23 protein-coding genes and 3 pseudogenes are annotated in these 22,937 nt (G+C 71.7%); 14 read left to right on the top strand and 12 right to left on the bottom strand.

Annotated features, from left to right (window positions below; all coding sequences use genetic code 11):
* Positions 1 to 14 precede the first annotated feature (14 nt).
* Complete coding sequence (locus ACQEXA_RS14970) at positions 15 to 410, bottom strand: ribonuclease domain-containing protein (RefSeq protein WP_361824402.1); 396 nt, start codon at positions 408 to 410, stop codon at positions 15 to 17.
* Between the two features lie 250 nt (positions 411 to 660).
* Positions 661 to 1,473 (bottom strand): AIM24 family protein, encoded by an 813-nt coding sequence (locus ACQEXA_RS14975; RefSeq protein ID WP_359403790.1) that lies wholly within the window; start codon positions 1,471 to 1,473, stop codon positions 661 to 663.
* Between the two features lie 159 nt (positions 1,474 to 1,632).
* Here ACQEXA_RS14975 and ACQEXA_RS14980 point away from each other — a divergent pair.
* Positions 1,633 to 2,210 (top strand): annotated as a pseudogene (locus ACQEXA_RS14980) (SDR family oxidoreductase).
* 51 nt (positions 2,211 to 2,261) lie between these two features.
* Here ACQEXA_RS14980 and alc read toward each other — a convergent pair.
* Entirely contained in the window at positions 2,262 to 3,377 is a 1,116-nt protein-coding gene (gene alc, locus ACQEXA_RS14985; RefSeq protein WP_433130328.1) for an allantoicase, read from the bottom strand.
* A 47-nt stretch (positions 3,378 to 3,424) separates the two neighbouring features.
* Positions 3,425 to 4,765 (bottom strand): allantoinase AllB, encoded by a 1,341-nt coding sequence (allB, locus tag ACQEXA_RS14990; RefSeq protein ID WP_433130330.1) that lies wholly within the window; start codon positions 4,763 to 4,765, stop codon positions 3,425 to 3,427.
* A gap of 270 nt (positions 4,766 to 5,035) precedes the next feature.
* Between allB and ACQEXA_RS14995 the strand changes: the two genes are divergently transcribed.
* Positions 5,036 to 5,833, top strand: coding sequence for an IclR family transcriptional regulator (locus tag ACQEXA_RS14995; RefSeq protein WP_360994642.1), 798 nt, complete (start codon positions 5,036 to 5,038; stop codon positions 5,831 to 5,833).
* A gap of 10 nt (positions 5,834 to 5,843) precedes the next feature.
* Here ACQEXA_RS14995 and ACQEXA_RS15000 read toward each other — a convergent pair.
* The 3 genes and pseudogenes from ACQEXA_RS15000 to ACQEXA_RS15010 all read right to left on the bottom strand — a co-directional run.
* A pseudogene (locus ACQEXA_RS15000) lies at positions 5,844 to 6,189 on the bottom strand (ATP-binding cassette domain-containing protein); the annotation flags it as partial.
* Positions 6,180 to 6,462: pseudogene (locus ACQEXA_RS15005) on the bottom strand (FtsX-like permease family protein); the annotation flags it as partial. The pseudogenes ACQEXA_RS15000 and ACQEXA_RS15005, both read right to left, overlap by 10 nt.
* Positions 6,463 to 6,556: 94 nt before the next feature.
* Complete coding sequence (locus ACQEXA_RS15010; RefSeq protein ID WP_432934287.1) at positions 6,557 to 6,871, bottom strand: DUF5955 family protein; 315 nt, start codon at positions 6,869 to 6,871, stop codon at positions 6,557 to 6,559.
* 187 nt (positions 6,872 to 7,058) lie between these two features.
* Between ACQEXA_RS15010 and ACQEXA_RS15015 the strand changes: the two genes are divergently transcribed.
* Together ACQEXA_RS15015 and aceB are read left to right on the top strand one after the other, a co-directional pair.
* Positions 7,059 to 7,658, top strand: coding sequence for a nucleotidyltransferase family protein (locus ACQEXA_RS15015; RefSeq protein WP_432934285.1), 600 nt, complete (start codon positions 7,059 to 7,061; stop codon positions 7,656 to 7,658).
* A gap of 198 nt (positions 7,659 to 7,856) precedes the next feature.
* Positions 7,857 to 9,476: a malate synthase A gene (gene aceB, locus ACQEXA_RS15020; protein ID WP_432934283.1), complete on the top strand. Its 1,620-nt coding sequence runs from the start codon at positions 7,857 to 7,859 to the stop codon at positions 9,474 to 9,476.
* Position 9,477: 1 nt separating this feature from the next.
* Here aceB and ACQEXA_RS15025 read toward each other — a convergent pair whose 3' ends face one another.
* The 3 genes from ACQEXA_RS15025 to ACQEXA_RS15035 form a co-directional block, all read right to left on the bottom strand.
* Positions 9,478 to 9,756 (bottom strand): SelT/SelW/SelH family protein, encoded by a 279-nt coding sequence (locus tag ACQEXA_RS15025; protein WP_359403849.1) that lies wholly within the window; start codon positions 9,754 to 9,756, stop codon positions 9,478 to 9,480.
* Positions 9,757 to 9,773: 17 nt separating this feature from the next.
* A complete protein-coding gene (locus ACQEXA_RS15030) occupies positions 9,774 to 10,688 on the bottom strand; it encodes a HipA family kinase (RefSeq protein ID WP_432934281.1) in 915 nt (304 codons plus the stop codon).
* Between the two features lie 73 nt (positions 10,689 to 10,761).
* Positions 10,762 to 12,243, bottom strand: coding sequence for an IucA/IucC family protein (locus ACQEXA_RS15035; RefSeq protein WP_432934279.1), 1,482 nt, complete (start codon positions 12,241 to 12,243; stop codon positions 10,762 to 10,764).
* 102 nt (positions 12,244 to 12,345) lie between these two features.
* On the opposite strand from ACQEXA_RS15035, the gene ACQEXA_RS15040 reads away from it, so the two are divergent.
* From ACQEXA_RS15040 to ACQEXA_RS15065, 6 genes are all read left to right on the top strand, one after another.
* Positions 12,346 to 13,854 (top strand): IucA/IucC family protein, encoded by a 1,509-nt coding sequence (locus tag ACQEXA_RS15040; protein ID WP_432934277.1) that lies wholly within the window; start codon positions 12,346 to 12,348, stop codon positions 13,852 to 13,854.
* A 128-nt stretch (positions 13,855 to 13,982) separates the two neighbouring features.
* Positions 13,983 to 14,834 carry a hypothetical protein gene (locus ACQEXA_RS15045; RefSeq protein ID WP_432934275.1) on the top strand — a complete coding sequence of 284 codons (852 nt, stop codon included), beginning with the start codon at positions 13,983 to 13,985 and terminating at the stop codon, positions 14,832 to 14,834.
* Positions 14,835 to 14,843: 9 nt separating this feature from the next.
* On the top strand, positions 14,844 to 15,509 hold the full coding sequence (locus tag ACQEXA_RS15050; RefSeq protein ID WP_432934273.1) for a hypothetical protein: 666 nt from the start codon (positions 14,844 to 14,846) through the stop codon (positions 15,507 to 15,509).
* A 510-nt stretch (positions 15,510 to 16,019) separates the two neighbouring features.
* On the top strand, positions 16,020 to 16,271 hold the full coding sequence (locus ACQEXA_RS15055) for a hypothetical protein (protein WP_432934271.1): 252 nt from the start codon (positions 16,020 to 16,022) through the stop codon (positions 16,269 to 16,271).
* A gap of 60 nt (positions 16,272 to 16,331) precedes the next feature.
* A complete protein-coding gene (locus tag ACQEXA_RS15060) occupies positions 16,332 to 17,597 on the top strand; it encodes a VWA domain-containing protein (protein WP_432934269.1) in 1,266 nt (421 codons plus the stop codon).
* Positions 17,597 to 18,406, top strand: coding sequence for a hypothetical protein (locus ACQEXA_RS15065; RefSeq protein WP_433130332.1), 810 nt, complete (start codon positions 17,597 to 17,599; stop codon positions 18,404 to 18,406). The genes ACQEXA_RS15060 and ACQEXA_RS15065 overlap by 1 nt, the downstream gene beginning before the upstream one ends.
* Positions 18,407 to 18,526: 120 nt before the next feature.
* Here ACQEXA_RS15065 and ACQEXA_RS15070 read toward each other — a convergent pair whose 3' ends face one another.
* A complete protein-coding gene (locus ACQEXA_RS15070; RefSeq protein WP_433130334.1) occupies positions 18,527 to 19,153 on the bottom strand; it encodes a winged helix-turn-helix transcriptional regulator in 627 nt (208 codons plus the stop codon).
* An 84-nt stretch (positions 19,154 to 19,237) separates the two neighbouring features.
* Between ACQEXA_RS15070 and ACQEXA_RS15075 the strand changes: the two genes are divergently transcribed.
* The 4 genes from ACQEXA_RS15075 to ACQEXA_RS15090 all read left to right on the top strand — a co-directional run bounded on the left by ACQEXA_RS15075 (position 19,238) and on the right by ACQEXA_RS15090 (position 22,436).
* Positions 19,238 to 20,446 carry a pyridoxal phosphate-dependent aminotransferase gene (locus ACQEXA_RS15075; RefSeq protein WP_359403834.1) on the top strand — a complete coding sequence of 403 codons (1,209 nt, stop codon included), beginning with the start codon at positions 19,238 to 19,240 and terminating at the stop codon, positions 20,444 to 20,446.
* Between the two features lie 95 nt (positions 20,447 to 20,541).
* Complete coding sequence (locus ACQEXA_RS15080) at positions 20,542 to 21,192, top strand: histidine phosphatase family protein (RefSeq protein ID WP_432934263.1); 651 nt, start codon at positions 20,542 to 20,544, stop codon at positions 21,190 to 21,192.
* Between the two features lie 54 nt (positions 21,193 to 21,246).
* On the top strand, positions 21,247 to 21,870 hold the full coding sequence (locus tag ACQEXA_RS15085) for a hypothetical protein (RefSeq protein WP_432934261.1): 624 nt from the start codon (positions 21,247 to 21,249) through the stop codon (positions 21,868 to 21,870).
* A 131-nt stretch (positions 21,871 to 22,001) separates the two neighbouring features.
* The gene (locus ACQEXA_RS15090; RefSeq protein ID WP_433130336.1) at positions 22,002 to 22,436 is read left to right on the top strand and encodes an acyl-CoA thioesterase; all 435 of its coding nucleotides are present in this window, start codon (positions 22,002 to 22,004) and stop codon (positions 22,434 to 22,436) included.
* A gap of 10 nt (positions 22,437 to 22,446) precedes the next feature.
* Here ACQEXA_RS15090 and ACQEXA_RS15095 read toward each other — a convergent pair whose 3' ends face one another.
* Positions 22,447 to 22,848 carry a winged helix-turn-helix transcriptional regulator gene (locus tag ACQEXA_RS15095; protein WP_432934257.1) on the bottom strand — a complete coding sequence of 134 codons (402 nt, stop codon included), beginning with the start codon at positions 22,846 to 22,848 and terminating at the stop codon, positions 22,447 to 22,449.
* Positions 22,849 to 22,937 lie beyond the last annotated feature (89 nt).

A 22,937-nucleotide genomic window follows, 5' to 3' on the forward strand; every position in this document is an offset into this window, starting at 1 on the left:
GTGGCGCTGTTCGCTCAGCAGTCGAAGTCGATCAGATCGAACGTCGCGTAGTGATCCGAGGTGTAGTAGTCCTCTTCGTACTGCCTGCCGGTGACGATCCGGCGGGCCCCACGAGTGGAGGAGCCGGGCGTCTTGACCGTGTACTCGTGGTAGTAGCCGGTCGACTGCCGGGGCAGCACGCCTTCGCGGTTCTGGAAGACGATCCCGTCCTGCGGGTACGGGAACGGACCGCCCGAGTCGATCAGACGGAGCGTGGTGTACGCCTGGGAGGGCAGGTCGCCGTAGCAGATGCTGCCGACGGACGTGGCAGCGGCCTCCGCGGTGGTGGTGGTGACGGTGGCGCCCATGAGCAGGGCCGACGCGAGCGCGGCCGCGGCACCGATTCGTGTTGCGCGTGGGGGGAATCTCATGCCGTCATGATGACGCGCGTAGACGATGACATGTCAATGACAAGTCGACAGAGTTTCCTGTCAAGTCCCTTGAATTTTCGCGTAGTTAACCTGCGGCCGCAGCGCGGACGATCTCGGGCAGGGCGTGTCGCACAGGCGCGCGGGAGCCGTGTCACGGGCGGCCCTCCAGGTCGTACGGGTGGAAGGCGGCGCCCGCGCCGGTCGTACGGGTACCGGCGGAAGGCCACGTCGGCACCCGGAACTCCTCGGCTCAGCCCACGTTCGTCGAGAACAGTCCGCCCGTCGGCCCCTGCTTGTCGCCGCCCTGTGCCTTCTTGAGGGCGTTGGCGAGGCTCTCGATGGTGAGGGACTGCAGGATGACGCGGCCGTTGCCCTCCAGGGTGGCCAGGGACAGGCCCTCGCCACCGAAGACCATGTTCATGATCCCCTGGCGGTTCAGGCCGCCGACGCGCTGGACGCCGTACTGGATGCCTTCCTCGAAGGCGACGACGCATCCGGTGTCGACCTCGATGCGGCCGCCGAAGTCGGCGGGGTTGAGGTCGATGAAGTTGCCCGCACCGGCGATGATCACCGTCCCGTGACCGGTGAACTTCTCCAGGATGAAGCCCTCGCCGCCGCTCATCCCGGTACGGCCGCCCTGGAAGGCGATGCCGAAGTCCACCGTCGACTCGGCGGCCACGAAAGCGTCCTTCTCCGCGAACCACGCGCGCGCGCCGTCGAGTTCCAGCGCGCGCATCTCGCCTGGCAGGACACCCGCGAAACCGACGGTGCCCTCGCCGCCCTGTGAGGTGAAGTACTGGAACGCCAGCGACTCACCCGCGAGCGCCCGCTGGCCGACCTGCATGGCGGTGCCCATGGCCTGGCGCAGGAATCCACCCATGCCGCTGCCCCCGCCCTGGGGCTGGCCGCCGTTGTTCGACGGGCCGGACAGACGGGTCTCCATGGTGACGTTCGTGGTCTTGAAGAGGAACTTGCCCGCCTCGCAGTACACGGTCTGTCCCGGATGCAGGTTGACGACCGCCATCTGCATGGCGTTGCCGACGATTTCTTGCTGAAGAGTCACGGGGGGAGAACGCGGCGGACGGGTGAAAGAGTTCCGGACACGCCAAGCCGATGTCCGTTCGCCGCCTGTGTTCCGCGCGCCGGGGCGCTGGGACGGGCTCATTACTCCACGAGGAACTCTGACGGCGGGACGGCCCTGATCACCGGCGGCAGCCGCGGCATGGGCGCGGCGACGGCACGGCGGCCGGCCCGCGAGGGGGCGGACAGGGCCGTCACCTGTGCGAGCGGCTAGGGGCAGCCGAGGTCGTCCGGGGCGTCGAGGCGCTGGGGCCGCCGCCGGGCAGTGGCCCAGCACGCGGACTCGGCGGACTCCGGCGACGCGGGCGAGGCCGCGGGCGCGGTGGGCCGTGCCGGGGAGGCACTGGGAGGGCTGGACGTCCTGGTCGACAACGCCGGCGTCGGAGTGCTCGGCCGGGGACCCGCACGCGCTGGGTCATACCGGTGCCGACGCTGATCATCCGGCCGCCGCGCTCCCCGCGCGAGGTGGCGGCCTGACGAAGGCCCTCGCATGGGAGCTCGGAGAGCGCGGGATCACCGCCGGCATCGTCCATCCCGGTCCCGTCGACACCGGCACGATCCCGCGGACGGCCCCCACGCCTCCGCCCAGGCGGCGATGACGGCGCTGCGCCGCTTCGGCACGGCGCACGAGGTGGCGTCGGCGGTGACGTACTTGGCGGGAGCGGACGCCGCCTAGGTCACGGCGCCGAGTTCACCGTGGACGGCGAGCACACCGCCTGAACACCCCATGGGGCGCACCCGTGGCCGGTGCACCCCATGGGTGCCGGGGCCTCAGCCGCCCAGTTCCTGGAAGCGTGCCGCCAGGCGGGCCGCGCCCTCCCGGGTCAGGGAGCCGTACAGGCGCAGCCGGGAGATGCCGCCGTCCGGGAAGATGTCCACGCGCGCGTGCGTACCGACGGCCGGATCCGGCAGGACGAACCGGTGGTTGGTGTCCGGCTGGAGGCGGGTGCGCGCGAGGATCTCCCGCCACTCACCGTCCTCGCCGTCCTTGACCGAGACGGAGGCCCAGCCAGCCGAGTTGCCCTTGAGGTACGCCGTGTCGATCTCGATCGCCCGGATCTGCGCCTCGGCCACGAGCCGGTAGCGGATCCAGTCGTTGCCGTGGTCCCGGCGGCGCCGTGTCTCCCAGCCGTCGTCCATCTTGCGGGAGCGGCCCGGCTGGATGGTGTTGGTGGCGGGCGAGTAGAAGAGGTTCGAGGCGTCCTCGACCCGGCCCCCGTTCTCGAGGGCGACGACGTCGAAGGTGCCGAGGGCCTCGAGCCACGCCGGGTCCGGCACCGCTTCGCCGTGGACGCGCAGACGCGCGATGCCGCCGTCGGGGTGCTGGTTGACCCGCAGATGCGTGAAGCGCTGTTCGACGGCGACCGCGAACCCGTTGGCCGCGTGACCGCCGACCGGGGTGCGCGGGACGAGCGTCGTCCACTTCACGTCGTCGCCCAGCAGCTCCTGCGGGGACGGGGAGCCCGCTACCGCCGTGCCCTCGACGGACACCGCCTGCGGGTAGTTGCCGCGGAAATGGGCGGTGTCGACGACGATGCCGCGTACGACGCCCGGCGTGCCGAGGCGGATCAGCGCCCAGTCGTGGTCGTCCTCCGCGGGCCAGGGGTGCTCCGCCGAGCCGCCGCGGCGGCGCCGTGTCTCCCAGCCGTCCATGACCTTGCCCTTGTGCCCGAAGTGCTCGGGGTCGAACTCGGCGCGCCCGGGCACCAGCAGGTTCTCGCGCTGGGCGAAGAACTCGTCGTTGGCGGCGATGACCCCGGCGCCGAGCCGCCGGTCGGCGAGGTCGGCGTGGCGGGTGAAGGGGAAGTCGGCGGTGCGGTAGTCCGCGTACGGGTCACCGCCTCCGTAGGGGCCGGCGTCGCCGGTGAACGTGGGAATCGCCGTCACAGTGATCAGGTCTTCCTTTCGGGAGTCGGCCGCAGCGGGTGCGGAGGTCAGTCGGTTCTGGCGAGCAGTCGTCCCTTCGACTCGGTGAACGCGCCGTCCGCCACGATGCGTTCGCCGCGCAGCCAGGTGGACTTGACGACGCCGTGCAGGGTCCGGCCCGCGTACGCCGTGACCCGGTTGCGGTGTTGGAGGGCCGCCGGGTCCACGGTGAAGGTCTCCTCGGGGGCGAATACCGCGAAGTCGGCGTCGCGCCCGGCCGCGATGGCGCCCTTTCGTGCGTCGAGTCCCGCCAGTCGTGCCGTGCGTGTCGACATCCAGCCCACCACGTCCTCAAGTCCGTGGCCGCGCCCGCGGGCCTCGGTCCAGACCGCGGACAGGCTCAGCTGGAGTCCGGATATGCCGCCCCACGCGGTCGCGAAGTCGCCGGTCTTCAGGTCGGCCGTCGAGGGCGAGTGGTCGGTGACCACGCAGTCGATCGTGCCGTCGGCCAGCGCCCGCCACAGCGCGTCCTGGTTGGCGGCCTCGCGGATGGGCGGGCAGCACTTGAACTCGCTCGCCCCGTCCGGGACTTCCTCGGCCGTCAGGGTCAGATAGTGCGGGCTGGTCTCCACGGTGATCCGTACGCCCTCGGCCCTGGCCTCGGCGATCAGCGGCAGCGCGTCGCCGGACGACAGGTGGAGCACGTGCACACGGGCGTCGAGGCGCTTCGCCTGTGCGATGAGGTGAGCGATCGCCGTGTCCTCGGCGTCCTTGGGCCGGGAGGCGAGGAAGTCGGCGTACCTGGGGCCGCCCCGCTGCGGGGCGGCGGCGAGCCGGCTCGGGTCCTCGGCGTGCACGATGAGCAGTCCGCCGAAGCCGGCGATCTCGGCCAGGGAACGGGCCAGTTGCTCCTGGTCGAGCGGGGGGAACTCGTCCACGCCCGACGGGGAGAGGAACGCCTTGAACCCGAAGACACCGGCGTCGTGCAGCGGTCGCAGGTCCTTGACGTTGTCCGGCAGGGCGCCGCCCCAGAAGCCGACGTCGATGTGCGCCTTGCCGGCCGCGGCCTCCTTCTTCGTGCGCAGGTGTCCGACCGTCGTGGTCGGCGGAAGCGAGTTGAGCGGCATGTCGACGACCGTGGTGATGCCGCCGGCCGCCGCCGCGCGGGTGGCGCTCCAGAAGCCCTCCCACTCGCTGCGGCCCGGGTCGTTGACGTGGACGTGGGTGTCGACCAGGCCGGGCAGCAGGACGTCGTCGCCGAAGTCCTCCCGTCGGGTCCCGGCCGGCACGTCCGCGTCGTACGGCAGTACGGCCGTGATCGTGCCCCCGGCGACCGCGACCGCCGCCGGGCGCGTCCCTTCGGGAGTGACAACGCGTCTCGAGCGCAGCACCAGTTCAGCGTCGGACACCCCGGCCCCTCTCTGCCGACGTCCTGCCCACGGGAAACGGGAGTTGCCTCCACGGAACGAATTCAACGTTCTGTTGAAGGAGTCTTCACTCCCGCCCCTGCACCGTCAAGGGTGCGCCTACTCCGAGCACCTCCGGCACGACCGTTCTGGACGTTTCCACAAAGCGGAATTAGACTTTCGTAACGAGAGACGTAGCTATGCACCACCGGGCGGTGGACCGGCCGCCGGGTAGGCTTCTGCCCCTCCTGTCCGCCCCGAAAGGAACGCGCCGTGCCGACGTCCAGCGCCAGCGACGCCCCCGCAAAGTCCGCCGCGGGCGGTGGCGTCCAGTCCCTCGAGCGTGCCTTCGACCTTTTGGAGCGAATGGCCGACGCGGGCGGCGAGGTCGGCCTGAGCGAGCTGTCCGCGAGCAGCGGGCTGCCGCTGCCCACGATCCACCGTCTGATGCGCACGCTGGTGGCCTGCGGTTACGTCCGCCAGCAGCCCAACCGCCGCTACGCGCTCGGTCCCCGGCTGATCCGGCTCGGCGAGTCGGCGTCCCGGCTGCTCGGCACCTGGGCCCGCCCCCACCTCGCACACCTGGTGGAGGAGACCGGCGAGACCGCGAACATGGCCCTGCTCGACGGCGACGAGATCGTGTACGTGGCGCAGGTGCCGTCCAAGCACTCGATGCGGATGTTCACCGAGGTGGGCCGGCGGGTGCTGCCGCACTCCACGGGTGTGGGCAAGGCGCTGCTCGCCAATACACCGGACGGCGAGGTGCGCGCGCTGCTCGCCCGCACGGGCATGCCCGCCGCGACGGAGAAGACGATCACCACTCCGGACGCCTTCCTCGCCGCACTGGCCGAGGTACGCCGGCTCGGGTACGCGGTCGACGACAACGAGCAGGAGATGGGGGTCCGCTGTCTCGCGGTGTCCGTCCCCGGCTCCCCGACGGCCGCGGCGATCTCCATCTCCGGGCCGGCGGGCCGGGTCACGGACGCGGCGACGGAGAAGATCGTGCCGGTGCTCCAGCAGGTGGCCGCCGAGCTGTCGGCGGCGCTGGCGAGCACGGGCCCCGCCGCCTGACCCACGGCCGTCACACGGGCTGCCCGTCCACCAGGGAGGTCAGCCGCCCGTCCGTCATCTCCCGCACCGCGTCCACTCCTTCGAGATGGGAGCGGTCGCGCGTCACCAGGACCGTGGCCGTGCCCCGCTCCCGTGTGAGACGGAACAGCAGGTCCACCACGGCAGCGCCCCCGCTCGTGGTCGAGGGCGCTGGTCGGCTCGTCCACCAGCAGCACGGACGGCTCGTTCATCAGCGCACGGGCGATGTCGACCCGCTGCCGCTGGCCCCCGGAGAGCTGGTGCGGCCGGCGGTGCGTCTGTCCGGCGAGCCCGACCGAGGCGAGCAGGTCCCGGGCGCGGTCCGCCGCGCCGCGCCGAGCGCTCCGAGGACGGTCATCGCCCCCGGACGGCCCGAGAAGGGTCGGCGCGTCGAGCACGAAGGGCACGTCCCCGCCGGAGATCAGGACACCGGTCACGGCGGCCAGTCCGGCCCCGAGCAGGGTCCCGGCGACCAGCACGACGACCGCCTGGCCGAGCGCGTCGCGCGGCAGATGCGGCGTGGTGGCGCCGAGCGCCTTCAGGACCGCAATGTCAGGCGACCGCTGGATCGTCCGCACCGTGAAGAAGGCCCCGGTGACGAGGGCGGAGATCACGAGTTGGGCGTCGACTCGCGCACGGCCGCGGTGGCGGTGGCCGCGGAGCGGGGAGTCATCCGCCGCCGGGGGTAGCCCCGGCAGCGTGCGCTCAGTCGCGGGGCGGCTCCCCGAACAGCTCCACCGCGCTGCGGACGTCCGCGAGGCCCCGGGCCAGGGCACTGACCGAGCCGATCGCACCGGCGACCAGCAGCAGGGACCGGCGCAGGCGCGGGATCTCGGGAGCGCCGCTCACGGCCATGGAGGCGAGCGCGGCGAGTTCGTCCTCGGCTATGCCGCGGTCGGGGAACTCGGCCGGGAGCATGGCGAGTTCGCGGCGCAGCTGGTACACCGCGGTCCGCAGTCCCGCCATTCGCGGGTCCTCATCGCTGCCGGTCACTGGCCTCTGCCCCAAGCTCCGCAACACAGCTCTCCCCCCTCGCACCCCTTTGTGCGCACGGCGTCGGTACGTCGCCCGGTGCCCCGTGGCGTCGGTCAGGCGCCGGGGGACGCGGGTCAGTAAACGCCAATCGGTGCGCCGGGCGCCACCGTGCGGACCGAAATTCAGCCCTGGGAAACCGCACGCCCGGCACGGGGTCAGGTATGCAGGACGTATGACGCGAAACGACGACCGCATCGCCGGGCTCCTCCTCGCGGCGGGCGGAGGCCGGCGGCTCGGCGGACGGCCCAAGGCGCTGCTCGAACACCGCGGGCGGCCGCTCGTGGAGCACGCGGTCGAGGCCCTGCGGGCGGCCGGGTGCGCCCGCGTGCACGTGGTGCTGGGAGCGGCTGCCGAAGTCGTACGTGAGCGGGCGGAGCTCACCGGTTGCGTACTGGTGGACAACCCGGACTGGGAGCAGGGCATGGGTTCCTCGCTGCGGGCGGGGCTCGCGTCGCTCGCCGGAACGGGGACGTCGGCGGCCCTGGTCCTGCTCGTCGACCAGCCCGGGATCGGTCCGGCGGCGGTGGCCCGGGTGCTGGCCGCGTACAAGGACGGGACATCGCTGGTCTCGGCCGCCTACGACGGGGTACGCGGCCATCCGGTGCTGTTCGGCGCGAGCCGCTGGGCGGGCATCGCGGCGGCGGCGACGGGCGACCGGGGGGCGCGCGACTACCTCAAAGCCCATGAGGACGCGATCACCCTCGTGGAGTGCGGGGACGTGGCGCAGGCTTACGACATCGACACCCGGGGCGACTTGGTCCACCTCGAGTGAGGGCGTGGCACCGAGCGTCACCTTGGCTCGATGCAGAGAATCTCGACGTCAACAAATCATTGAACTTCCACTATGAGGAAACTACTATCCACTGATCAGAAGCGCCTGACGGGCTCACCGGGTGCCGTCAGCCGCATCCGCGCCACCTGGCACCCAGTGCCGCGGCGAACTCACGTCAGCCGAAGGAAGTGACAGCTCATGTCCGCATCAGCGCCGTCGCCGGTCGTCGTCGAGGCCGAGCTCCTGCCGCGGCAGGACGAGGTCCTCACGGAAGCGGCCCTCGCCTTCGTGGCCGAGCTGCACCGCCGGTTCACACCTCGGCGTGACGAGCTGCTGGCCCGCCGGGCCGAGCGCCGCGCCGAGATCGCCCGCACCTCGGCCCTCGACTTCCTGCCGGAGACCGCGGCGATCCGCGCGGACGACTCCTGGAAGGTCGCCCCCGCGCCCCAGGCCCTCGACGACCGCCGTGTCGAGATCACCGGCCCCACCGACCGCAAGATGACCATCAACGCCCTCAACTCGGGCGCGAAGGTATGGCTCGCGGACTTCGAGGACGCCTCGGCGCCCACCTGGGAGAACGTGGTCCTCGGTCAGCTCAACCTGATCGACGCCTACACCCGGAACATCGACTTCACGGACCCGGCGAGCGGGAAGACCTACGCCCTGCGCCCGGCCGAGGAGCTCGCCACGGTCGTGACGCGTCCCCGCGGCTGGCATCTGAATGAGCGTCACCTCCTGGTCGACGGACAGCCGATGCCCGGCGCCCTGGTCGACTTCGGCCTGTACTTCTTCCACAACGCGCAGCGCCTGCTCGACCTCGGCAAGGGCCCCTACTTCTACCTCCCGAAGACGGAGTCCCACCTGGAGGCGCGCCTGTGGAACGACGTCTTCGTCTTCGCACAGGATTACCTCGGCATCCCGCAGGGCACCGTCCGCGCCACCGTCCTGATCGAGACGATCACAGCGGCGTACGAGATGGAGGAGATCCTCTACGAACTCCGCGACCACGCCTCGGGGTTGAACGCGGGTCGCTGGGACTACCTCTTCTCCATCGTCAAGAACTTCCGCGACGGCGGCCCCAAGTTCGTCCTCCCGGACCGCAACGCGGTCACCATGACGGCCCCGTTCATGCGCGCGTACACCGAACTCCTCGTCCGCACCTGCCACAAGCGCGGCGCCCACGCGATCGGCGGCATGGCGGCGTTCATCCCCTCCCGCCGCGACGAGGAGGTCAACCGGGTCGCCTTCGAGAAGGTCAAGGCCGACAAGGACCGCGAGGCGAACGACGGCTTCGACGGCTCCTGGGTCGCCCACCCGGACCTGGTGCCGATCGCCATGGCGTCCTTCGACCGGGTCCTAGGCGACCGGCCCCACCAGAAGGACCGGCTGCGCGAGGACGTGGACGTCAAGGCGGCCGATCTGATCGCCGTCGACTCCCTGGACGCCAAGCCGACGTACGCGGGCCTGGTCAACGCGGTCCAGGTCGGCATCCGCTACATCGAGGCCTGGCTGCGGGGTCTCGGCGCGGTCGCCATCTTCAACCTGATGGAGGACGCGGCCACCGCCGAGATCTCCCGCTCGCAGATCTGGCAGTGGATCAACGCGGGCGTCGAGTTCTCGAACGGCGAGAAGGCGACCGCCGAGCTCGCCCGCAGGGTCGCCGCCGAGGAGCTCGCGAACATCCGGGCCGAGATCGGCGAGGACGCCTTCACGGCCGGCCACTGGCAGCAGGCCCACGACCTGCTCCTGAAGGTGGCGCTCGACGAGGACTACGCGGACTTCCTCACCCTCCCCGCGTACGAGCAGCTCGCCAGCTGACCTACTCCGCCGCCCTGTCCGAGTGGCCGAGGGGCTTTCCCGGGGCCACTCGGTCGCGTACGAGGCGCTTGACCGCCGTGGGCTCGGGGAAGCCCTGCTCACGGCGGTCCCAGACGACCTCGTCGTCCACCCGGACGACGAAGACACCGCCCTTGCCCGGCTTGAGGGCGAGCTCCGCCAGCTCGTTCTCGAACGTGGTCAGCAGCTCCTGCGCCAGCCAGGCCGCGCGGGGCAGCCACCGGCACTGGGTGCAGTACTCGATCTGGACGCGATGGGTCATCGCGCCGGCGGGGTCCGTCATCCCAGATGCACCGACCAATCCTGTTCCGCGGCCGGCTTGCCGTGCAGGTCCGGGACCCGCTTGAGCCAGTCCGGCCGGCCCTGCTGGGTCCGCGCCGCGCGCCGGGCCTCCTCGGCCGCGAGCTCCTCCCGGGTGGGGAAGTCGGTGGGCAGCCAGGCCTCCGAGGTCTTGACCCGGGCCAGGAGGTAGTCGACGTAGGCGTCCCTGACCTCTCCGGGCGTCGCGAAGCCCGGCTCTCCGGCCAGCCAGGCGTCCGGCACCTCCCCGGTGACCTCGCGCAACAGCTCCTCGGTCACCTTGGGCGCGAGCTGGTCCTCGGCGGCCCGCATGTCCGGGGCGAAGTGGCCGAGGGCGTGGTGCCGGAAGTCGTACGCCTTGTCCGGCGCCGAGGCGTCCCAGCGGTGGTGGAAGACGAGGGCGGCGCCGTGGTCGATCAGCCACAGCCGCGGGGGTGCGGTGCCGAAGGTGGGCCAGACCATGAGGTTGGAGCTGTGCACGGTGCGGTCGACGTTCACGGTCAGCGCGTCCAGCCAGACGATCCTGCCCGCCTCCACCGGGTCGACGGTGCAGGCCCGGGCGACCTCGGGGGTGAAGTCCCGGGCGCCGGGGAGGTAGTCCATGCCGAGGTTGAGACCGGGGCTCGCGTTCAGCAGGTCGCGCACCTCCTGGTGCGGTTCGTGTGCGGCGATGGCCGGGTCGAAGTGGGCGAGGACCAGTTCGGGCACGCGCAGTCCGAGGCTGCGGGCCAGCTCCCCGACGATCACCTCGGCGACCAGTGCCTTCACGCCCTGCGCGGAACCGGTGAACTTCACGACGTACGTCCCCAGGTCGTCGGCCTCGACGACTCCGGGCACGGAGCCGCCGGACCGGAGCGGGTTCACGTATCGAACAGCAGTCACGTCGCGCAGCACACCGGCCACTGTAGGACAGCCGCTCGCAGGGGCCGGCGGAGATCGCCTGCCCGCCGGCACCGCCTGCGGGCGTTCACCGGCAGGCCAGCGGGCTGGGCAGCGGCAGATAGCGCGCGTCGGCGCCGTCCGCGCCGGTCCAGCGCAGCAGGAGGTTGGTCTTGCCGGGGAGGGTGGGCGCGGCCAGCAGGCCCGGGATCTCGGGGACCGGGTGGCGGGCGAGCTCGGCGCGGGCGGCGGGCCAGGGGTTCCACCCGGGGTGGCGTTCGGTCAGCAGCGCGGCCAGTTCCGAGAGGTTGTTGACGACCAGGCAGTAGACCAACCGCTCCCAGCCCGCCTGACGCGACACGTCCGTCAGGAGCTTCACGCCCTCCGCGTCCCGGAACAGCGCCTGGACCGGCAGACCGGCGGCGTCCACCGCGACGACCGTGTTCTGCAGGTGCGCCTCCAGGACGACACCGTGCCGCTCGAACGCCTCCAGGGCCGGCGGGACGACCTGGCGCAGATACGCCGTCCACCAGGCCTCCGGGTCGCTGAGCGCGTCGAGCGGGCTGCCCTCGAAGCCCTCCACCAGGCCGGCGGCGAGCAGCGGGGTGGCGCCGGGCAGGACGTGCCGGCGCAGGCCGTCACGGACCAGCACGGCCAGTTCCTCGAAGGCGAAATCGGCCGTGCGGTAGCCGCGGTCGCTCAGCCAGGCCGCCGGGCCCTGGGCCGCCGCGAACGCGCGGGCCACCGCCCCGTCCCTGCGCCGCAGCTCCAGCAGGTCGTGGCGCCACAGCCGGCGGATGTCGTTGGTGATCCGCACGTCAAGGCTGAACTTGACGAACAGGTCGTCGTCGGGGGCGTACACCGTACGGATCGCGGCCGTCGGCGTCACGGGCCGTTCGGTCGCGCCGAGCCTGACCAGGCGCCCGTCCGCGAACGCCTGCTGGATCTCCGGGCGGCCGGCGACCAGGCCGAGCTGCCAGGGGTGCGCGGGCAGCAGCCGGTAGCCGCGCGGTGCGGTGCCGAGGGCGTCGAGCGCTGTCGTGTCGCCCTCCTCCACCACGGCGTCCTCGCGGACACCCAGAAGGGTGAGCGGGAAGCGGGCGTACGCCTCGGGGGCGTACGGCAGCCAGCTCGCCACGGGCCCGCCGCCGCGCGCCTTGGGGGCGGGGTGGTGGGGGTGTCCCATGATCAGGGACTGTTCGGAACGCACATACGGGTCCTGCGGCGCCGTCGCGCGGGCGCGGGCCGTCAGGATGGCGGCCACCGCCTCCCGGCTGTCGAGCATCTCGCCCGGCAGTTCGGGATTGGACAGACCGGTGGCGCGGCGCAGCTCGTCGGCGGTGAGTTTGACCAGTTCGGCATGGGTGAGCGGGTGCCAGGAGCCGTCGGCGTACACCTCGGGGTCATGGGGCCGGCGCCCGCCGCGGACACGGAGCAGCCGGCCGCCGGCCCGCAGGCGGTGGACACCCTGTTCACCGGCGGGCTCCGCCGCCTCCCGCAGCAGGCAGTTGAGCAGCGGCGCCGCCGCGTAGGCGTCCGCGCGCTCGGGGACCTCGTCGCTGTGGTGCATGGGGTCCACGGTGGTCCATTCGTTCCGTACGGGCACTGGCGATCAGTATGTCTTTGGTGGTCCTTGACCACGATCCGCACCCAGCCCCCGAGGAGCCAGACCGTGCCCCCTTCTCCTTCGGCCGAGACCGAGCTCGCCGCCGAGCTCGACGCCGTACGGCCCGACCTGTCGGCGTCGTACGCGGCCGCGCTCCCCGGTGCCCGCTCGGCCGTCCTGTCGCGCCTGTGGCGGGCGCTGGCCCATGAGCCGCTGCCGTGGATCGCGCGCCGGGAGCCGGCGGCCGGGGGGCTCACGCTCCGACTGACCGACGGGCGCAGGCTGCGCGGACCGCTCGCCGACCCCTGCGCGACCGCCGCGTACGTGACCGAGGTGCGGCTCGAGGGACGGGCGTACGACCGCCCGGGCGCGCTGGTCAGGGCGCTCGGCGTCCCCCACGGCGAGTCGTTCGCCGCCGAACTTGACCACAGCTCCGCGTCGCTCGCACTGTCGCGGGCCGGCCGGCCGCAGGACACCGGGGAACCTGTGACGAGCTGGGCGTGGGAGCAGCGGGTGGTCGACGGGCACCCGTTCCACCCCAACTGCCGGTCGCGGCCGGGTTTCTCGGTCGCCGAGCAGCTCGCCTACGGGCCCGAGCACCGGCCGCTGGTACGCCTCGGTCTGGTCCCCCTGGACGACGGCGGTCCCGTACGGGGCGAGTGGCCGCAGTGGCTGCGGGACGGTAGGCGCCCGCTGGTCCCGGTCCATCCCTGGCAGACCGCGCACGTACTGGGGATGCCGGCGCAGGAAGGACCCACCGCCCATCCGCTGATGTCGCTGCGGACCCTGGCCCTGCCCGACGACGGCCCGCATGTGAAGACGGCGCTCAGCGCACGGCTTACGTCCTCGGTGCGGGACATCTCGGTGCAGTCCGTCGAGACATCGCTCACTGTCTCCGACTTCGTGGGGTCGATCGCCGCGCGCACCGACGGCCTGCTGCACGTCACCCGCACCCTCGGAGCGGTCAGCGCGCACTCCCCCGACCTCGCGGCGTTGCTGCGGGAGTCGCCCGAGACCCACGCGGACACGGCGACCGGTGAACGGGTGGTTCCGGTCGCCGCTCTGCCGCTGACCGGCCTGCCCTCGTCCGCCACCTGGTTCGCCGCGTTCACCCGTCTCGCCCTCACCGTGGGACTGCGCCTGCTGGACCTGGGCGTGGCGCTGGAGGCGCACGGCCAGAACCTGCTGGTCGTGCTCTCACCCACAGGCGCCCCACGACGACTGGTCTACCGCGACCTCGCCGACATCCGGGTGAGCCCGGCCCGGCTGGCCCGGCACGGCATCAAGGCCCCGGACCTGGCCGGCCGGATGGTCACGGACGACGAGACGACCCTGCGCCGCAAGCTGTTCGGCTCGCTCGTGGCGGGCGCGCTGGCCTCGGCCGCGGGGTCCGCCCCCGTGCTGCGTGAGGCGCTGGAGCCGGCCGTGCGGGACCTGCCGCGCACGGCCGATCTGACGGCGCTGTGTGCGGAGCCTCTGCCCACCAAGGCCCTGACCCTGATGCGACTGTCCCCGCAGCGGCCCGGCGATCTGTGGACGCTGCTGCCGAACCCGCTGACCGGGGCGGGCCCGTGACCGCGACGGGCCTGTCACATCTGCTTCAACTACTTGGAGATGGAAGGGAGTTGCATTGCCTCCCGGCCGTTCGGCACTGAATCATGGAGTGCTGCAGAAGTGGCGCGGTGGAACGAGGGGACTGAACAGTGGCCGACATCCGGGGGATCGACGAGTCGATGACCCCTCTGCGTCCGGACCAGCTCGACGCGGGAGCGGTGATCGCCCAGTCGCTGGACAACCAGTGGGTGAGCGCGCATCTGGCCGAGGAGATGATCCGGGACGGGAGATCGTTGCGGCAGGTGGCGGACCGGCGGGAGACACAGGTGCGCGCCGAGTACTTCCGCAGTCTGATCAACGCCCCGCAGGTCGTGGTGAACCGGGCGTTCTTCTACAACAACCCGGCGATCAGCCGGGACCTGATCGAGGGCGGGGACGCGCGGCAGGCTCATCGCAAGCTCCTCACCTCGGGCGCCCTGGTCCCGTATCTGCTCAACGAACGGCACCCGGCCGAGCAGCCCGCCCCCCATCTGCACGTGGACGGGGCCGGATACGCGGCGTGGCGGGACACCTTCGAGGAGATGTCCGCGACGGACCGGGTCCGGTGCGTGCGTATGTCGTGGGACGACCAGGAGAACCGGGAGCGGACCCGGGCCCGGCTGTACAGGCCGTTCGCCGCGAAGGTGCAGGGACTGACCGCACTGGACCTCGATCTGCTGGCCGGTCAGGTCGGCGTCGCGCCGGAGGAGTACGGGGCGTTCCGGCGGCGGCTGGGCGAGCTCGTCTCCTTCAGCAACGACCTGAACGTCCGGGGCGAGTCGGTCGTGCGCAACGTCCTGTACGAGGAGTTCGTGACCGTGCCGGGCAGCAGCGTGGTGGACGGGCGGTACGACGGCGCCAAGCCGTTCGCCGCACAGCTCAAGCAGCTGCTCGACCTGCTCTACAACGTCAACCTCGCCGATGCGCTGGGCCGCTTCCCGCTCACCCCGCAGGGCAGCTAGCGGCGGGTCGTGCTGCAGGAGGTCCGGCAGGTGCGGGACGATCCCGAGATCATCCGGGATCCCGAAGCGCTGTCCCTGTTCCTACGAAGGCAGGCTTTCGGCATCGTCCAGGACCACCTCACGCCCTCCAACGTCGACGGGCTGACCCTCGGGGACGTGTGGTCGCTGCGGCAGAGCGGGGCCTGGAACGCCTACATCAGGGCCTTCGGCGCGCTGACCGCCGATCCGCTGGCCTTCCACGACCAGGTGGGACGTGTCTTCGACCACTACGTCCGGGTCAACCGGGCCATCGTGGACCTCGCGGCGGCGCGCGGGCAGCGGATCGGAACCAGCCGGTGGTCACCCGTCATCGAGGTCGTGGTCACCCTGGGCGGTTCCGTGTTCTCCGCGATTACCGGCGACCAGACCTGGGAAGTGCTGGGAAGTATCGCGCCCCTGGCGGCCGGTCCGGTGGGCGGCTCGGTACAACTGGTGCTGCGCAACAGGCGGGAAGGCATGCGGGAACAGAGATTCGCCCGTGAGATCGCCCGGGTCCGACTCGACAGCGAGCGGGAATGGGCCGTGTTCCACGACCTGGTGAGCCGGCTCGGCGCCTACCGGGAGGCCGCCGCGCCCCCGCCGCGGGCGACCGCCGTCACAACCACGCAGGACGACGACGACCTGCAGGAGTGGTGACCGTCGTGCGCGGGAGCCGATGACCGCGTACAGGCGCGCACGGCGCGCCTATGAGGCCCTGCGCCGGGTCCGCCCGGAGTGGTTCCGCAACGAGTCGGGCGGTATCGAGATCCTGTCCGAACCCGCCCTCACCTCGTCGCTGTGGCGGATGCGGTGCCACACCGCCGCGCGGGAGGCGCGCGGCAGCCGGGGGCGGTACTGGTGGGCGCGACTGCGGCACGCGGTGCGTCCCGAAACCGTCGGTGTGGTGTCGGCCGACCGCTTTCTGTTCCATCTGCGCGATCCGGTGCGCTTCCCGGACGGAACGCTCGGTCTGTACAACCGGATCGTCCCGCCGCCGGGGGCGACACCGGGCGTCGTCGTGCTGCCGCTGCTGGGCCCGGACGGAGGGATCCTGCTGATCGAGCACTACCGGCATGCCACCCGGGAGTGGCACTGGGAGGTGGTGCGGGGGTTCGGCGAACCGGGGGCGAGCGCGGAGGAGAACGTGGCGCGGAACCCCAGGAGGAGGTGTCCGCCCACCCGCGGCAGACGGTACCGCTCGGGGAACTCCACCCGGACACGGGCCTGCTGGCCCAGCAGGTCCAACTGTTCGCGGCCCGCGTGGAGTCCGTCGGCGAGCTGGAGCGGCACGAGGGGATCCGCCGGGCGAAGGTCGTCACCTGCGCCGAGGCGGAGGAGATGGTGCGTACGGGAGACATCACCGACGCCTTCACCATCGCGGTGCTCTACCGGGCCCGTCTGGCAGGGTTGTTCGATTAGACCACCAAGGTTCCACGGCTCGTTTTGAAGTGCGCGGCTTCTGATCAATAGGATCCGCCGATGATCACAAGAAAACGGTTGGCGACGGGTGTCTGTGCCCTGCTCGCCGCCCTGGCGGCCGGGATGGCCGTCCCGGCCGGCGCCGTCGCCGACGAGACGACGGCCCAGGCCGCGCCCAAGGTCGATCTCGTCCTCGACGTCAGCGGCTCCATGCGGGCGCAGGACATCGACGGCGGCTCGCGGATGGCTGCGGCGAAGCAGGCCTTCAACGAGGTGCTCGACGCGACACCGGAGGAGGTGCAGCTGGGCATCCGGACGCTGGGCGCCAACTACCCGGGCAACGACCAGAAGACCGGCTGCAAGGACACCGCGCAGCTCTACCCGGTGGGGCCGCTGAACCGGACCGAGGCCAAGACGGCCGTGGCCACGCTCCAGCCCACCGGCTGGACCCCGATCGGCCCCGCCCTGCTGAAGGCCGCGGACGACCTCAACGGCGGCAACGGCTCGCGCCGCATCGTCCTCATCAGCGACGGTGAGGACACCTGCGCCCCGCTCGACCCCTGCGAAGTGGCCCGCGAGATCGCGGCCAAGGGAATCGGGCTGACCATCGACACCCTGGGGCTCGTGCCGAACGCCAAGCTCAGCAAGCAGCTCAGCTGCATCGCCGAGGCCACCGGCGGCACCTACACCTCGGTGCAGCACAAGGAGCAGCTCTCCGACAAAGTCAACCAGTTGGTGGACCGCACGGCCGACAAGGTGGTCACCCCGGTCGCCGTGGAGGGCACCGGACAGTGCACGACGGCGCCCACGCTGAAGTCCGGCCTCTACACGGACCGCGAGGAGATCGGTCAGCACCGCTTCTACCGTGTGGACGTGGCGCCCGGTCAGGAGCTGCGCGCCTCCGTGAGCGTGGCCGACGACCGGCAGGTGAACCCGGACTACGGGGTGACGCTGCGGGCGATCAGCTCGCACGGGCGTGAGATCGTGCGCGGCGAGGCGACGGGCTCCGGCCGTACGGACGTCATGTCGACGGGTCTGCGCTATCCGAAGGCGAAGAGCGACGAGGAGGACGCACCCGCCGAGACGGTGTGTCTCCAGGTCGCCAACTCCTTCTCGCCCGTGGCCGGTGTGAAGACGACGCCCGGATTTCCGCTGGAGCTGACCGTCGACGTCGTCGACGGGCCCGACCAGGCGGGCGACGTCGCCTCCTTCGGCCTCGGCCGTGGCTGGTGGCTGCTCGGCGCCCTGGTCCTGACCGGCTTCCTCGCGGGTGTTCTGTGGGGCTGGATTTCCCGCTGGCGGCTCGCGGTCTGGAGGACCAACTGATGCGTATCGGAACGATTCTGACCGCGGCGGCCCTGCTGCTGGGCGCCTCCGTCTCCCCGGCCCTCGCCGACTCCTCACCGTCCCCGAGCGCGTCCGGCGACAGCGCCGCGCCCACCTCGGCGGGCACGTCGTTCCGTACGGCGACGGAGATCGAGCAGGGCCAGCAGGCCACGGCGAGCGCCTCCACCGGTGACTACCTGTACTGGTCGTTCCCCGCGGACGCGGGACAGCGCCCCACCGTGAAGGCGACGGTGAAGCTGCCCTCGGCGTCCCAGAGCGGGACGCAGACCTGGCAGTTGGACGTGTACGACGGGCTGCGCCGCCGCCAGGCCTGCCAGTACGGCACGCAGACGCGCACGGCGGCGCAGGGTGCGTCCTCCGTGAACCTGTCCTGCACGCTGCGCACGGTCCGCGCCTGGTCGGAGCGGTGGTCCGACGACCCGCTGCCGGGCACGTACTACGTCCGGCTGACGGCCGTGGGCCTCGGTGCCGCGGACCTCGGCATGCCGGTGAGCGCCGAACTCCAGGTGGAGTCCAAGGAGATCGGCGGCTCGGCGGCCGTGGACGGTTCGCTGGCGCAGCCGCTGGTACCGGGGATCGCGACCACCACCTCGCAGCAGCAGTCGCCCGAGTCGGACGCGGCCGTACTGTCCTCGCTGAAGCCCGACGACGGCTGGGCCTCCGGCTGGTGGTCCGACCGCTGGGTGTGGACCGCGGTCGGCGGCATCCTCGCGGCCCTCGCGGGCATCGGCGGATACGCGCTGACACGTGGTTCGGGACGTCCGTACCGGGTGCCGCCGGGCGCCTGAGGCACCGCTCGGGGCAAGCGGAGGCCCGCCGTGCCGTCTCGGCACGGCGGGCCTTCCCGCTGAACGCCCGCGTACCACACCCGGACGGCTGAAGGTGCCGGAAAACGCCACGCGCGCGGGTCAGTCCCCGCGCAGCGCCTTGGCGAGCGTCCCGTCCCCCGACACCTCCACACGGCCTGCGCGGACGGCCTGATCCAGTGTCACATCACCTCGGCCCAGGGCGGCGCAGGTGCCGGCGTCGAGGGAGAGCCGGGCGTCGGGCTCCTCGGGGGCGGCTCCCTCGCCGTACACCGGGCCGTCCTCGACGCCGAGCCGCAGATGGAACTCGCCCTCGTCCAAGTGGACTTCGACCAGCCCCTCCCCCTCCAGCGAGGCCAGCAGCGGCAGCGCGAACCAGTGCGCGCGCACCGCGTCCGTCGGCCTGCGCTCCCCCAGCGCGGGCCCGCCCCACGCGCCGAGCGCCTGGATCACCGGGAGCAACTCGCGGCCGCGAGCGGTGAGTTCGTACACGAACGCGGCGGAAGGCGGCGGCAGCCGACGCCGCGTGGCCAGTCCGTCGCGTTCCATGTCCTTCAGCCGGGACGCCAGGACGTCCGTGCTCACGCCCGGCAGGTCCGCGTGCAGATCGGTGTAGCGGCGCGGTCCCGCGAGCAGTTCACGGACGATCAGAAGGGTCCAGCGGTCGCCGACGGCGTCGAGAGCCCGGGCCGTGGAGCAGTACTGGTCGTAGCTTCGGCGAGGTGACATGCGACGCAGTCTAGACACGGTGTTGGACTTTCCAAGCTCCCACTTGGTAAAACCAAGCATCACAGCTAGCGGAGGAAGCGACGCATGGAGTTCCGGCAGTCGAGCAAGCTCAGCGAGGTCTGTTACGAGATCCGCGGCCCGGTGATCGAGCACGCCGACGCGCTGGAGGAGGCGGGCCACAGCGTGTTGCGCCTCAACACCGGCAACCCCGCGCTCTTCGGCTTCGAGGCGCCGGAGGAGATCCTCCAGGACATGATCCGGATGCTGCCGCAGGCGCACGGCTACACCGACTCGCGCGGCATCCTCTCCGCACGCCGCGCCGTGGCCCAGCGCTATCAGGAGCGCGGCCTGGAGGTGGGCGTCGACGACGTCTTCCTCGGCAACGGCGTCTCGGAACTGGTCTCGATGGCCGTACAGGCACTGGTGGAGGACGGCGACGAGATCCTCATCCCCGCACCGGACTTCCCCCTGTGGACGGCCGTGACGACCCTCGCGGGCGGCCGGGCCGTCCACTACCTGTGCGACGAACAGGCCGACTGGTACCCGGACCTGGACGACATGGCGTCGAAGATCACGGACCGCACCAAGGCCGTCGTGATCATCAATCCCAACAACCCGACGGGCGCCGTCTACCCCAAGGAGATCCTCGAGGGCATCCTCGACCTCGCCCGCCGACACGGCCTGATGGTCTTCGCGGACGAGATCTACGACCAGATCCTCTACGACGACGCCGTGCACCACTCGGCCGCCGCGCTCGCCCCCGACCTGGTGGTCCTCACCTTCTGCGGCCTGTCGAAGACGTACCGGGTGGCGGGCTTCCGCTCCGGCTGGCTGGTGGTGACCGGTCCGCAGCAGCACGCGCGGAACTATCTGGAGGGCCTGACGATGCTGGCCTCCATGCGGCTGTGCGCCAACGCACCCGCCCAGTACGCCATTCAGGCCGCGCTCGGCGGACGCCAGTCCATCCACGAGCTGACCGCGCCGGGCGGCCGTCTGCACGAGCAGCGCGACCGCGCCTGGGAGAAACTCAACGAGATCCCCGGAGTGACGTGCGTGAAGCCGAAGGGCGCGCTCTACGCGTTCCCGCGCCTCGACCCGAAGGTGCACCGGATCCACGACGACGAGAAGTTCGTCCTCGACCTGCTGCTCCGCGAGAAGATCCAGGTGGTCCAGGGCACGGGCTTCAACTGGCCCGCCACGGATCACTTCCGCATCCTCACGCTGCCCTACGCGGACGACCTGGAGGCGGCGATCGGCCGGATCGGGCGGTTCCTGAGCGGGTACCGCCAGTAGGGGAACGACCGTCTGGCTCAATCCGTCCTGCGCGCCGCCACGAGCGTGTGACACGGTGCCGGTAGACGGAAGCGGAAGGGCCAGGAAGGGCAGGCGTGGGCGACCTCATTCTCGTCCGGCACGGTGAGACCGAGTGGTCGTTGTCCGGGCGGCACACCGGGCGGACCGACGTACCGCTGACCGACAACGGCCGGGAGCAGGCGCGCCGGCTGGCTCCGCTGATCGCGCGGCACCACATCGCCGCCGCGTTCGTCAGCCCGATGCAGCGGGCCCGCGAGACGGCCCGGCTGGCCGGGATCGGCGGGGCGCGCGTCGACGCGGACCTGTCCGAGTGGGACTACGGCGGATACGAGGGGATCACCACCCACGAGATCCACCGGACGCGTCCGGACTGGTTCCTCTTCACGGACGGTGTGGCGCCCGGCCCGCCCGAGCACCCCGGGGAAGGCCCGGACGAGGTCGGGGCACGCGCGGAGCGCATGCTCGCCAAGATCGACGCGGCGCTCGGCGACGCGGAGGGCAGCGTGGTCGTCGTCTCGCACGGCCACTTCCTACGGGTGCTGACGGCGCGGCGCCTCGGGCTGCCCGCGTCGTCGGGCGCGCTGTTCCAGCTCTCCACCGGCACGCTGAGCCGGCTGGGCACGGAGCACCGGCGCCATGTCATGGCCGGGTGGAATGTCAGACCCGACACGTACTGTTCCCATGGGTCCGTCTCGGAAGGAGAGGCGGGACCGGACGTGCCCTGACCGGGGCCAGGACACCGGTCCCCCGCCCGGTGCGCCCAGGGGAAGGAGCACGCCGTGACCCGACCGCCCACCGCCGCGCAGCGGCGAGTCATCGACGCGGCCGATCCCGTGACCGGCCGGCTCAGAGGGACGGACGCCCAGCTGGCCGCGCTGGTGAAGCGAGGCCTCGCGTTCCGGCATCCACGTCCGCCGCACGACCACTTCCTGACCCCCTCGGGCCATCGCATACGCGAGTCGCCCCCGGAACAGCCGACCGCGGACCCGGCGCCGTCCGACTCCGGTGTGTTCGCCGCGCGCGTCGGCGGCGAGGACGCACCGGACACCGGGCCCGCCCGGCTGCGCGAGGTGCGCGGCGCCTGGGAAGGACTGCTGGAGCTGCGCCGGATGACCAACCCGGACGGTGCCGTGGACCGCCCGTGCGGCTGGGAGCGGGCCCATCTGGTGCGGGCCGCCGCGCTCGCCCTGGAGGCGGCCGGACACCGGCCCGCCCCAGGCGACGGCGACGGCTACCGAGTACGCGCGACACCGCAGCCGGAGGCGGTCGCGGTGTACGAACAGGACCTCGGGGCACGGCACGCCTGCGCGGCCACGCTGGAGAAGGCCGGGTGGCAGGTGAGCGAGCACACGCAGCCGCGCACCGGGGCGCGGTACCTGCTGGCATCACCGCGGCGCACATGAACCGGATGAGCCCCCTGGCGCGAACCGCGCGGAGTACCGAGGAGCCGACCGCGGCCGGGTGATCAACACACAGGGCACTGCCGTACATTCGTACGCTCGCACGTCTGTTGCCGTCACCTTGGAGGAAGAACATGGCCGAGCACACCGCGGAGCCGTTCTCCGTCGCCGTCACCGTCCGCGGGTACGAGACCGATGCCCTCGGGCACCTGAACCAGAGCGTGTATCTGCAGTACGCGGAGCACGCACGCTGGAGCCTGCTGCAGGCCGCCGGAGTAAGCCCGTCCGAGCTGCTCGCCAAGGGCGTGGGGCCGGTGGTCCTGGAGACGACGATCCGCTATCTACGGGAGCTGCGCGCGGGCGACCAGGTGGAGGTGACGTGCGCCTTCGAGTGGGGCGAGGGCAAGACGTTCCGGGTCGTCCAGACGATCCGCAGGACGGACGGCACGGTCTCCGCCAAGGTCACGGCGGTCGGCGGACTGATGGACCTCAACCTGCGCAAGCTGGTGTCCGACCCGCAGGGGCACTTCCGGGCGATGGCGAGCGAGCCGGGGGCATTCGGCCTGTGAGTTCGGCGGTCTACGCGTCGAGCAACTCCGGGCGGTGCTCGGCGTCGTAGACCGCGCGCGCCTCGGCGATGGCCACCCGGTGCCGTTCCGCCCAGTCGGTGAGCGACAGCAGCGTGGCGTGCAACTCCTCGGCGATGGGCGTCAGTTCGTACTCGACCTTGGGCGGCACCGTCGGATGGACGGTGCGGGTGACGAGTCCGTCGCGCTCCAGATTGCGCAGGGTCAGTGTGAGCATGCGGCGGCTGATGCCCTCGATGCTGCGCTCCAGCTCGGTGAAGCGGATCGGCCCGTGCGCGGCGGCCACGAGGATCTGCACGCTCCACTTCCCGGCCACCCTGTCAAGAACCTCGCGGACGGGGCACGCATGCGCGTTCACGACCTGCGCGGTAACACCGGTGTTCCCCTGGGACATCGGACTGCCTCCTTACGCCGTCCTCCATGGTCACCCACGATGTACCCCGTTACAAGTCGTGCACCTATGGTTCCCATGGAGAATACGGA

Source organism: Streptomyces sp. CA-106110, from assembly GCF_050936285.1.
In the GTDB taxonomy this organism is placed as follows: Bacteria; Actinomycetota; Actinomycetes; order Streptomycetales; family Streptomycetaceae; genus Streptomyces.